Origin of the sequence: Mucispirillum schaedleri ASF457, from assembly GCF_000487995.2 — a bacterium.
GTDB classification, from domain to species: domain Bacteria; phylum Chrysiogenota; class Deferribacteres; order Deferribacterales; family Mucispirillaceae; genus Mucispirillum; species Mucispirillum schaedleri.
Genome location: NZ_CP097562.1, coordinates 2,287,606 through 2,300,443, shown reverse-complemented (window position 1 = coordinate 2,300,443; position 12,838 = coordinate 2,287,606). Strand labels below are relative to the sequence as shown.

Below are 12,838 nucleotides of genomic sequence, written 5' to 3'. Positions count from 1 at the left end.
ACATATATATCCTATTCTTTTATACGCAATTTACAGCCTTTAATCAATATACCATCTTCAGATATAGAAAACTCAATACCTTTACTTTTAAACGCAATACCATTCTCATCCAAAATTATACTGCTTTCTCCAGATGTAATATTCAACTCTTGTTCAGCAAATATTTTTGTGCCTGCTTGAGAATTTATCTCTACACAAGAACTAGTATCTATGTATAAATCAGCAGCTTTTATTAATATGCAGTCATCTGCATACATTGATACGGATTCCTCACTATCTATACTTATATTTTCTAGTGCATGAGTATTTATTTGAGAGTCTGATACCAGATTAATTTCTTTCTTTGATACTATATCATAATGTCCTGCTGATTTAAAGGTTACCTTACCTCTAACATTATGAACTAAACTATTACCTATTCCAATATTATAATCTCCAGACACATTTACATTTTTATCCCTGCCTACACTTTCTTTGCTGTCTCCTGCTACACGAAGTGTATTTTCTGCACCCACATTTAAGGTATTAGATAACCCTACTGCTGTATCCTTGCTTAATGCTACTACTGTTAAATATTCGCCGCCTACATTCACATCTTTTAAACCTGCTATATTCTGGATATGTGACTGTAATATACTTTCATTATGAATGCCGCTTACTTTGCTTGTCTTGTTATTTAAGATACTCTGCTCATAGTCATTCTGCACTAACTCTTTATAATCCCTTTCTGCTTTCAAATAGATTTCTTCACTATTAGGAAGATTACTCATTGTAAGCTCATTTCTGCCTCTCTCATTTAATCCCACTGTTTTTGAGGATAAAGATGTCTTATGTTTATTCACCAGTATCTCATTTTGAATAAGTGATGGAGTTTCATGATTATATAAACTGCCTGTGATTATTGGCCTGTCGGGGTCGCCGTCTATAAAACTTACCACTACCTCATCTCCTACACGAGGAACTGAGATAAATCCTGAATGGCTGCTGGCAGCAGGGCTGGTATATCTTAAATAACAGCTGTGTGTAAATAAATATTTGCCGCTGAATACTTCCTCATCATATCTGCCCTGAACAACATTACTGGCAAACTGAACTCTTACTCTGCCATAATCATCTACTACTATACTGTTTCTTTCACTGTTTATATCTTCACTATTGCCTGTTACTACTCCTGTCGTAATACCTAAAGCTCGTGGTTTCTCTATTACTTTCATTGCATAAGGCATTGTATTGGGGATTAATGATAATTCATTGCTATACATCGAATATAAAGACGGCTCATGCTCTAATATTCTGCCGCCCTGCTCACTTTTATCATGATAATAATGAACTATACCGATTATCTTATAACTTGATTCTCTGCCCTCTATATTAGTTATCGTTATTACATCATTGGTATTTAACTCTAATATATTGCTTCTGGCTTTTATATTCAATGATTCTATATGATTACTTAATACATTTAATGTGGCTTGAAACTGTAAACCATTTTGATAATTTATATTAGTAAAACTTGGGTGATAATTATTTATATTTGATGCATAAGTTGTTACTTTATCTCGGTTATCTATCTCCCTTGTATCCCAGTAATTTTCACTGATACCTGCTTGATGTCTTGATGGGTTACTGGATTCTGATGTGCTGAAGATACTCCATAAGTTTCTTCCTCTTATTCCATACTCTATGCTTGATATACAGTGGCTTGATAAATAATTATCACTGGATGGGTTATAAGGATACATTACATGTTTACTTACTTCTTCATTAACATATTCATTATTACTTGTGCTGAAATCTGCCTTATATACTGAATCATAAAAATTAATGCCTTTATCACTTTCAGATATATATATACCATATCTGCTGCATAGTCGTAATAAAAAATCTAAATCACTTTCATTATACTGGGTTATATACTCTTCTACTGGAAAATAATTCTGAACTCGCGAAAAATCTATCTGAACGGTTATTGGTCCTCTTGACCTTTCAAATAAATGATTTAATACTTCTAACACACTTTTATTGTTATATATTCTGTATGCTCTATTATAGCTTAATCTTATTAACTGGGAATTTAATTTAAAACGGTAATAATATTTATTATTTGTAGAATAATTGGACGGAAGTTCCTTATTGCCTAAATAAATTATCTCACTTACTACTCCTATAAAAAGTTTACTTTGTAATGGACGATTTTTATTATTGGTATAGGATGGGTCGTTCAAATAAAGACGAATATTTCTATCTATTAGATTACTTACACCAGTTTTTTCATCAGGCTTGTTGATTATGCCTTCATAATAGCATATACACTCTATTTCAAAGGGATAATCTAAGCGCTCTAATATCCTGGCTTCTACTACTCGGAATTTATAGTTATCTATTTCCCTGCCTGTAAAGATTAACTCTGATACTTGATTAGATGATGACATAAGCAATCCCCCCATAATACCACTTAATTTTACTACTGGCTTATACATCTTTCGTAATAGCCTTTACTTTATATTCTGCTGACATAAAATCAAATTGTTCTGGTAAATTATCACTGCTTGGGCTTATAAACCCTACACCTGTTACTATACATTGTGGAACTTCTTTCTCATTGATTTTTACTGTTACTTCAATACATTCTGCCTCTAAGTCTAACTGATTTATTAAACGCATATTATATGATAAAAAATTAGCTGGATGCAAAATGCATAAATCATAATAATGTATTATATACAGTATTTATTTCACGATTACCTTATATTTATTAGGATTATTTGTGTATATATCTTCCAATTTATTATCATAATAACCATAAATATATGCTTTATCATCATCAATATATTTTATTTTTAAAGTATATTTATGAATATCTCCTTCTTCTTCACCTAACATATCAACTAAATACACTTTACTATTACTATCATATCTATGTTTTTCTAAAGTATATTCTCTTTCAAATATACCACCAGTAGAAAACACTTTACTATTTTTACAGTCAATATGCCATGTACTTTCAAAAGTTTCTTCATTAGGATAGCCAATGATTTGTTTTGGTTTATATCTAAAATACTTATTATCTTGTAACTTAAGTTTATAAAATTTTCTACATTCATTATTTTCTTCTAAATCTTCAGCAAAAATAAATATTGGTGATAAAAAAAATAATACTAATATTAATAATTGTTTCATTTATTTCCTCCGTTAACAAGATAGTTTCCAGCCCTATTATATGCCCATCTTGCTTTTACACCTCTTGTATCTATATGGACAAAACCTGCATATTTATTGTTTGAATTTATACTTACTGCTATGCCATATGGTCTATTTCCATATTTAGATATAATATAATTATATACACTTTCTGTTATATTATTTTTTATCACAATATCAACAGCATCTCCAACTACATGTCTAGATTTTTCTGCACCTCCTATATTTTTATTATGTGTTGGACAACGATATCCACTATTAATTGTTATAGGTTGTCCAAAATGCTCTCTAAGTTCTGTTAAAATTTCTAACAACTCTAATGGTGGCATACCATTTGGTATAGTATTTGGATTTCTATTACAAATACTACATGCACATGCAAACTCATGCAAAGAAAAATATTTTTTCCAATTACATTTAGCACTTAATTCTGCATGTGTTTTTCCATGTTTTGTATTATATGCAGGACTTTTCATATAAGCAAATATATATAATTTTGATGATATGTCTTTATTTTCCAGTTTCTTTTTACTGCTGTCACTTAATATATCTTTTGGTTTAAATTTAATTTCTTCGCCTGTTTGGGATATTTGTTCTGACACAGTGCTTATTTTTACTTTACCCCTATACTCACTGTTTGTCAATACTGCATAACACCAATTAATATAATCAGTATTAACTACACCAGATGTTGTTGCTTTAAATTTATATTCTGTTTCCATATAAGAGTCAATATCTGGGAGATTGTCTTTTGTTGGTTCAAACAATTCTACTCCTCTTATAAATCCTGAAATATCACCTTTATTTATTAATGCATTGACAGTGGTTTCTTTACTTTCCCTAGTTGCTTTATCTAATATAATTGTATCATGTGATTTTATATTAGCTTCTTTTTTATCTGAAAAATCTTTTTTATAAAAACTAAATATTAATTTTGTATTTGATATATCATCAGTATCTGCATTTATTTTAAAACAAGCCGACGCAGTATCTCCACATACTTCCACAATTCCATCTATTAATTCTTGAGTTTTTACATTGTATAAGTAATATTTCTTTTTTTCTATTTCACCAGTATTTACTGTTTCATCAAGTATAAATTCAATTGTAATGCTTATCTCTCCAACTTGAGATACTGCTGTTTGGTCTTCTTTTATTTCTTCTTGATTAGATAAGATTATTCCACAATGATTATTTGATAAAAGATAATTTAATAATATCACTGTTGTTTTATCATATCTTAATATAAATTTATTTTCATTTAATATATATTCTGCTTCTAACTTATCATTATCTTTATGCTTATAAAAGTAGTTAGAATAATCTGATAATATATCATAAAATCTATGATGCTGATTATTTTCCATAATACTTATAATTAATATTTATATATGTTCAGCTGTCTTACTCTTTTCTGATAGATTAATTATTATATGTAACGATTATTGTAAAATATCATTTATCGCATTTTCAAATAGTTCGTCATATTTTAAGGCATTATTTTTTATTTTTATAAGTTGATGATTGTCTAAATTTATAAAATTATAGCCATTAAAACTAATTACCTCAACATAATCTTTATATTGTTTAAATATAACAAGTTCACTACCAAAATTTTCACTATTTACATATACCAAAGCAGTATCCTTTTCTACGATATATTTAATAAAAAAAGTGCCACTCATATCGTCTGATAGTTCATATGAAGTACTATTTTTTGGTAGTGTATTTAGTAAAATATCAGTTGTTGAGGATTTATAATATAGTTCATATGCCTTTTTTATAGAATTAGTTCTAATTTTTGTTTTATAGAACCCATCACATCTGTCTCCACCTACATCTATTAGAATATTTGATTTATATTCAATATTTTTATTATTGTCTACACAAGAAATTTTATTTGTGAGTATATAGCATGGTATTTTTACCCAGTTAAAAATATTACTAACTGATACTTTAGGATATAGATAATCATCATTTAATAATAATTCTTCTATATCATACATGTTCTTTTCAAAATAAATTATATTGTTTCTTTTTGCAAATGACATATAGCCAAATATTCTATTGTTGATCATAATATTTATCAAAACACTATTTTCTGAAAATTCATATTTTACTTTTATATTATCTGATAATACTGTTTTCATATCAATATTTATAATTTTGTCACTCTTCGGTAAGTGAGTTAGAAAGTTATGATAAAATTTTTTTATCCTGTTACTGTTATACTTATTAGTATATACATAATCTATATCATTTAAAAAAATAGAATATGCTTTACCTAAATCGTTTGTTTCTATTTTTTTAATTCCATTTGTATCATCAAAAAAATTCTTGACACCTCTATCTCTAGTTAATAGTGAAACTCCAATAAAATGACATTCCTGCTCTGGAAACAACTCCGCATGGGCTTGAAATTCAATAGTGCTAAACAACAATGTTAGTATTAATATTAACTTTTTCATACAAGACTCCTTGTTAATTATTTTCTCTATATTCAAGTTGTTTTGAATATATTGGCAAATAATCATTAATATTTTTTTTAATTATAGTATAATCAACACATGAATTATATGTATATTTTGTATTTGTTGGAATATCATACTGTATAAAAAAAGAAGGATTTACTCTTCCTGTCAATCCTTTTGCTATTTGAGTAGTAATTTCAAAATGTAAATGAGGACCTTTATGTTTAGATTTTGTTTCATCAATTCCAGTTGTTCCTGTTGCTCCTATAATATCTCCAACTTTTACTTTTGAACCAACAGATATATCTGTAGCATACTTATCTAAATGAGCATAATAAATATAAAATACATTACTATTTTCATCATAATTTGGTCCAAATGCTTGTTCACCATCAATGATTGAATTATTTACAGTATGCTTAATTTTAGGATATAATAATTTATAGTTAATAGTTTCTTTTCTTTTTTTTAGTATATTAATCGCTGTATTGGATGTTATCTCTAAAATTATTGTTTTACCATATCCTTTCAACTCTGACATACTATAAACAATCCCTTCCAAACATGCATATACTCTTGTTCCTGGTTCAGCAAATAAATCAACACCTTGATGTTTAGAGCCATTTCTAACATGCCCAAAACCAGACCAATATGGTGCATAACCACCACTTTGCATAAAGATGGCAATCTGCATTTTATCCAATGGGTCATGCCAGTCTTTATCACTTATTTGAATATTACTTAAATCTTTTTTTACTCCACATTTCACATGTGTTTTTCCATGTTTTGTATTATATGCAAGGCTTTTCATATAAGCAAATATGTATAATTTTGATGATATGTATTACTTCCCTTTACTGTTTAATTGTTTAAATATATTAATATCTTTCATTAAAAAAAGCCTCTGCATCAATATATGATAAATATAGGTATGTTCCATTATTATCTTCTTTTAAAACTGATAATGCTAAGTTTTCTATATACAATTCTTTGCTACCATTTGGAGTATAACACATGGTTTGTTCAAAATAATCAGGATCTAAAGCATGAGTCCATAATACTTGAGTATTTTCTTTTGGCATTTTTGTTATAACTGTTGGTTCAAAAAAGGGGTCTAATTGTAATTTTTTTAAAACATCTGTAATACTTTGTTTTTGAAAAAAAGATATAAAAGCTAATTGAGCATTTTCATCTATAAGTGTCATTTTATAACTTTTATATTCATCATCATATATGGCTTTATCTTTATTAAATTTAGTTTGTAAAGCTTTTTGCAGATTTTGACCAACAAGTGAATCAAAAAATTTTTCTATAGGTGTACACTTTTCTCTAAAATTTGTTGTAGCATATCCTATAGAACTAATTTCATTCATATCTGTAGTGAATAATTTTCCTTCTTTTTGCTCTGCTTCTGTCATACACTTTTCATATTCATGAAAATTTTTTTTTGTTACTTTTTTTCTCCAATCACCATCACAATCTACAGCATAAAGCCTAAACGGAACTAAAATAATAAATAACACGATTATTTTATACATAATATACCTCATTATTAAAAATTTTTTATATTAAACTCTTTATCCTCTCCATTAAATTTTATATATTTCCTAGGAGAAGTATTTGGACTAATACTAAATTCAGTATCAAAACTTTTTCTGTTACTCTTAATACCTATATGTATCCAATAAGAACGATGTTTTTCAAGTATACATTGAGATATAATATTATTATCCAAACCTGATACTTTATTGTTATATATATCTTTAAATAATGACACTAACTTATCTCTTTGTTCTGACATATCTTTCGCACTTAAAACAAAGTCCACAGCTTCACAAAACATATGTTGACTTGTGGAGCTTCCTTTGACTTTGATATTAAGTGGTAGGCATCTTACACCACTAGTAATTATTATAGATTTTTTACCAGCACTATTGCCACCATTAATATATGTTCTTATAGGCTCAAGAATATCTGTACACAACTGTGTAAGTTTTAAATAATTATCTTCTTCCATTGCATATTGTCTATTCTCTTCAAGATGTTCTGTATAACTTGTATTAACTAATTCACTCAAAGAAAAATGTTCTGATAGTTTTTCCTCTATTTTTACATTGCTTTTAACCTTACATACACTATGTGTTTTTCCATGTTTTGTATTATATGCAGGGCTTTTCATATAAGCAAATATGTATAATTTTGATGATATGTCTTTATTTTCCAGTTTCTTTTTACTACAGTGGTTTCTTTACTTTACCTAGTCGCTTTATCTAATATAATTGTATCATATGATTTTATATTAGCTTCTTTTTTATCTGAAAAATCTTTTTTATAAAAACTAAATATTAATTTTGTATTTGATATATCATCAGTATCTGCATTTATTTTAAAACAAGCCGACGCAGTATCTCCACATAAAAATTAAAAATATTTTTGTGCATTTTCTACTGCATCAATAATCATTGATTTTTTTGGTTCTTTTCCTTTACCACAAAGCCATATAGTCCAGTCATTACCTTCTGTTGGAACTTTTAACTCTTGTTTAGCATTTTTAAAAACTACTGTATCTATTTCATATAAATTTACATATATCATTTTTATTTTATTTTGTTCTGCATAACTTAAAGCATTAGATGAATAGTTGTTTTGGTCATCTGCTATAGTATAAAATGCATCTTCACCTTGTTCTTGTTTGATATGTTTAATATATGCACCTGATATACCAAATTCCACCATAGTATTTACACTGCAATCAATAGTTTTTACTTCTGCATACACATTCACACTAAACATTACAATAAAAATAATAAAAAAAACTTTCATAACACACCTCTTTTATTGATATATTTCTAAATGATAGCAATTTTGTTTGCTCTCATTAATAAATTTCAATATTCCTTGCTTTTCATATTTTTCAACAATTTCACGGCAATTCTCTTTTTCTATATCATTCATTTCACCCAATCCAATATCTAAAACATTCAATGTTGAAAAATCAGAAAGACAATGTTTAGATACTTTGGATGCACCCAATTCTAAATTTTTTTCTCCATTAGTTTAATAACTGTATCTCTATCTTTATCTTTATTGTCTACATAAACATTGATAACCTTGTCTCCATTGTTACCATATGTTACTAATTCAAATAGAACTCATTTCTTATTTAGCAATAATTTTTACTGCTACCTAATAAGAAACTATCTAACTATATATAAGAAATTACAAAAGATCGTTTGCACTACAATCTTGTTGGTAAACATACACACCTGTTTTATCTTCCATATACATTCTATCCACTCTATAATCATTTGGTCCATCTACTTCAAATAATTTATTTTTTTCATACCAGAAACAACTATAAAAATCAAATGGTTCATACCAAGAACGAATCAACTGTGTATTATTATCAGGAACACCACCAAATAGTTTATAAACATTTTTATTATACAACTTAAATGCTTCTTTTATAGTTTTATTTGGATAAAATATAATCTGTTGAAAAGTATTTTTTGATTTAACTTCCATTACATATCTTTGTTCTTTTTTGTCGTATTTTGCTTTAGTTTTATCAAATTTGATTTTTATTAACTCTGAAAAAGATTTTCCTGTTGAAATTTCATTATCTTCTGCCAAATATTCATTAAGTTGAATACATTCATCTTGTTGTTTATGAGATACAAAGTATGTATTGTGGACATCACTTATAGAAGTTTTATTAGTAAACATTTTACCTTCTTTAATTTCTGCTTCTGACATACATTCTTCATATTCATGGAAATTTTTCACTGTTACTTTTGCTCTCCATTCATAACCATCTCCACAATCTACCGCATATAAGTAACTAGGCAATAATAAAAGAATTAATAAATATTTTAACATAACTTCTCTCCTTATTATTAAAATTTATGTTTAGTAAAAAAATCTTTACTCCCATCATATTTTATTTTTATAAAATCTGCATCATTATTAATTTGAACCATAACTGTAAAACTAGTTGATTGATTTTGTCTATTTTGTGTTTTCAAACCAATATGTAACCAATACGAACCACTCTTATTTCTTTCTATTATACATTGATAAATATTATTAATATCTAAATTATCCACTTTTTTATTATATATATCTTTAAATAATGATACTAATTTATCTTTTCGTTCTGACTCATCTTTCGCATCTAAAACAAAATCTACAGCTTCACAAAACATATGTTGACTTGTTTTACTACTTCCCTTAATTGCATCATTAAGTTCTGGGCATCTTACACCACTAGTAATTATTATAGATTTTTTACCAGCACTATTGCCACCATTAATATATGTTCTTATAGGCTCAAGAATATCTGTACACAACTGTGTAAGTTTTAAATAATTATCTTCTTCCATTGCATATTGTCTATTCTCTTCAAGATGTTCTGTATAACTTGTATTAACTAATTCACTCAAAGAAAAATGTTCTGATAGTTTTTCCTCTATTTTTACATTGCTTTTAACCTTACATACACTATGTGTTTTTCCATGTTTTGTATTATATGCAGGACTTTTCATATAAGCAAATATATATAATTTTGCTGATATGTCTTTATTTTCCAGTTTCTTTTTACTGCTGTCACTTAATATATCTTTTGGTTTAAATGTAATTTCTTCTCCTGTTTGGGATATTTGTTCTGATACAGTGCTTATTTTTACTTTACCCCTATACTCACTGTTTGTCAATACTGCATAACACCACTTAATATAATCAGTATTAACTACACCAGATGTTGTTGCTTTAAATTTATATTCTGTTTCCATATAAGAGTCAATATCTGGGAGATTGTCTTTTGTTGGTTCAAACAATTCTACTCCTCTTATAAATCCTGAAATATCACCTTTATTTATTAATGCATTGACAGTGGTCTCTTTACTTTCCCTAGTTGCTTTATCTAATATAATTGTATCATGTGATTTTATATTAGCTTCTTTTTTATCTGAAAAATCTTTTTTATAAAAACTAAATATTAATTTTGTATTTGATATATCATCAGTATCTGCATTTATTTTAAAACAAGCCGACGCAGTATCTCCACATACTTCCACAATTCCATCTATTAATTCTTGAGTTTTTACATTGTATAAGTAATATTTCTTTTTTTCTATTTCACCAGTATTTACTGTTTCATCAAGTATAAATTCAATTGTAATGCTTATCTCTCCAACTTGAGATACTGCTGTTTGGTCTTCTTTTATTTCTTCTTGATTAGATAAGATTATTCCTGCATGAAACTTACTAGGGAAAAAGTTACGCAATGATACTTTAGTTTCTTGATGGATTATTGTAAAAATATTTTCATTAGGCAAATACTCTGCCTGTATTTCCTTGCTTTCTTCATGCTGATACAATATTTTTTCATCGTTATCATCATTAATTAATGTATATTTTCCTGCTAAAACTACTGCATTAATAGATTCATTATCATCATATAATAAAATTCTAAAATTGTTTTTAGATATATTATCCATTGTTAATACATGCTCTTTATTTTTTAATAAATATAGTATTATAGTTTGCTGCTCATATTCATCTAATAAATTATCAAACCTTTGATGCATTCCCCAGTTTAATTGTGATATTAATAAAATATTCTTCTGTTCAGTGCTTTCACTATTAAAATATTTTTTTAAAAGGTTTTGAAAATCTTTTAAATTAGTATTAGAAACTACATAAATCTCATTTAACTTAAAACCAATATTTAATATATTCTTGCTGAATTTTTCATTTATATAAAGTAAAAATGGTTTAAAAATGTCATCATGTTTTGCAAAATCTAAAATTGATTGAAAATACTTATTTTCATCAATACTCATACTATCATGAAGACAATTTTTTAAATCCTGAATTTTAGTAACATTTTTAAAAACAGATGAATATTCTTCATTTGTAGAAAAAGATATATTATTTTTTTTATTTGCAGCAACTTTATCTATTAAGTGACTATAATTATGAGTTGTAATAAATTCCAAAAATGTTTTATTCTTATAACCATATAATGGAACATTATCATCTGATTTAATAAACTTAAATATTATATTTAAATGAGTAAATATATCTTTAGATGTTTGATACATATCTATTGTTCCATTTTCTTTTCTTTCCACCAACTCAAATAATGCTGCTTCATGTAACCTGCGTTTGATATAGCTATTATATTGTTTATTTTTACTTGCTGAAACTAAATCTATATAATAGCGAATACCAAACCATGTTAAAAATCTACTATTGTTTTTATTTATTGCATTATGAAAAAAGTCTGTTGGGTCATTATATTTATTAAATTTTGCAGGCATTTGATAATGACCACATAGAAAAGAAATTATTAATTTAGAATATTCATTTAATTGACCATCTTTAAATACTTTTAATCCATTTTTACCAGATAATAAACTATTAATTAAGTCTCCATGAAATCTTCTTGATAAAAATATAAATATTTCTTTTGCATCTTCTGATGTTAATATTAATTCAAATGTTTCATAATGTTTTGCATATTGTTTACTACTATTTATCTGGGTTATAGTATCACTAATTTTTTTATTTACTGCTTTTTCCAATTGTAAAGCTCTTGAATGCTTTGTATCACCATTTCTTATATTTTGTTTTAATGTCTGCTGTTTCTTCTGTTTCTTTGCTTTTGATGATGGTGTAGTTTGTATGGTTCTATTAATATAATCAATAGCACTGTAAGAAATTATGTTATATTTATTAGAGAAATCACGAACTTTTATTGTTTTTCTCTCAAATTGTTGAATATATTTGCTAACTAACTTCAAATCATAATATTTACCATAATCTAAATGCTTTGCAATATTATCATATATTTCAAATGGGTATACAAAATATGTATATTTGATTGTTTCATATTGAAAATCATATATAGAATTATATATCTCCCCATCAATTATTCCACCTTTTTTTTGTCTACTTCATACATTTTATTATACATCCAATAAAGTAATATTAATTGAATATACGGGTATTTTCTAACAATATTTGAAAATATACTTTTATCTGCATTTAAATAATTGATTGACTCTTTAATAATCTTATTGGGTATAGTTATGCCAAATGCAGAGTATTGTTTATTATCTTTCATTGATAAATCAATTAAATCTTTATCTGTAAATAGAATA

The 12,838-nt window shown here is 26.6% G+C and carries 13 protein-coding genes; all 13 read right to left on the bottom strand.

The window, feature by feature from the left end; all coding sequences use genetic code 11:
• Positions 1-11 precede the first annotated feature (11 nt).
• Positions 12-2,432: a type VI secretion system Vgr family protein gene (locus N508_RS10710; protein ID WP_251930627.1), complete on the bottom strand. Its 2,421-nt coding sequence runs from the start codon at positions 2,430-2,432 to the stop codon at positions 12-14.
• 40 nt (positions 2,433-2,472) lie between these two features.
• Complete coding sequence (locus N508_RS10705; RefSeq protein ID WP_143815573.1) at positions 2,473-2,664, bottom strand: hypothetical protein; 192 nt, start codon at positions 2,662-2,664, stop codon at positions 2,473-2,475.
• Between the two features lie 66 nt (positions 2,665-2,730).
• Positions 2,731-3,180 (bottom strand): hypothetical protein, encoded by a 450-nt coding sequence (locus N508_RS10700; RefSeq protein WP_023276140.1) that lies wholly within the window; start codon positions 3,178-3,180, stop codon positions 2,731-2,733.
• Complete coding sequence (locus N508_RS10995) at positions 3,177-3,593, bottom strand: D-Ala-D-Ala carboxypeptidase family metallohydrolase (RefSeq protein WP_051350792.1); 417 nt, start codon at positions 3,591-3,593, stop codon at positions 3,177-3,179. Before N508_RS10995 ends, N508_RS10700 begins: the two co-directional genes overlap by 4 nt.
• A gap of 1,050 nt (positions 3,594-4,643) precedes the next feature.
• The gene (locus tag N508_RS10690; protein WP_023275684.1) at positions 4,644-5,669 is read right to left on the bottom strand and encodes a hypothetical protein; all 1,026 of its coding nucleotides are present in this window, start codon (positions 5,667-5,669) and stop codon (positions 4,644-4,646) included.
• 13 nt (positions 5,670-5,682) lie between these two features.
• On the bottom strand, positions 5,683-6,483 hold the full coding sequence (locus N508_RS10685; RefSeq protein ID WP_023275683.1) for a M23 family metallopeptidase: 801 nt from the start codon (positions 6,481-6,483) through the stop codon (positions 5,683-5,685).
• A 67-nt stretch (positions 6,484-6,550) separates the two neighbouring features.
• On the bottom strand, positions 6,551-7,210 hold the full coding sequence (locus N508_RS10680) for a hypothetical protein (RefSeq protein ID WP_023275682.1): 660 nt from the start codon (positions 7,208-7,210) through the stop codon (positions 6,551-6,553).
• A 14-nt stretch (positions 7,211-7,224) separates the two neighbouring features.
• Complete coding sequence (locus tag N508_RS10675) at positions 7,225-7,851, bottom strand: D-Ala-D-Ala carboxypeptidase family metallohydrolase (RefSeq protein ID WP_076654150.1); 627 nt, start codon at positions 7,849-7,851, stop codon at positions 7,225-7,227.
• A gap of 242 nt (positions 7,852-8,093) precedes the next feature.
• Positions 8,094-8,495: a hypothetical protein gene (locus N508_RS10670; protein ID WP_023275692.1), complete on the bottom strand. Its 402-nt coding sequence runs from the start codon at positions 8,493-8,495 to the stop codon at positions 8,094-8,096.
• A gap of 12 nt (positions 8,496-8,507) precedes the next feature.
• Entirely contained in the window at positions 8,508-8,705 is a 198-nt protein-coding gene (locus tag N508_RS10665) for a hypothetical protein (RefSeq protein WP_040636838.1), read from the bottom strand.
• 186 nt (positions 8,706-8,891) lie between these two features.
• Positions 8,892-9,551: a hypothetical protein gene (locus tag N508_RS10660; RefSeq protein WP_023275691.1), complete on the bottom strand. Its 660-nt coding sequence runs from the start codon at positions 9,549-9,551 to the stop codon at positions 8,892-8,894.
• A gap of 17 nt (positions 9,552-9,568) precedes the next feature.
• Positions 9,569-12,478 (bottom strand): D-Ala-D-Ala carboxypeptidase family metallohydrolase, encoded by a 2,910-nt coding sequence (locus tag N508_RS10655; RefSeq protein ID WP_251930623.1) that lies wholly within the window; start codon positions 12,476-12,478, stop codon positions 9,569-9,571.
• A 128-nt stretch (positions 12,479-12,606) separates the two neighbouring features.
• Complete coding sequence (locus tag N508_RS10650) at positions 12,607-12,801, bottom strand: hypothetical protein (protein WP_076654082.1); 195 nt, start codon at positions 12,799-12,801, stop codon at positions 12,607-12,609.
• Positions 12,802-12,838 lie beyond the last annotated feature (37 nt).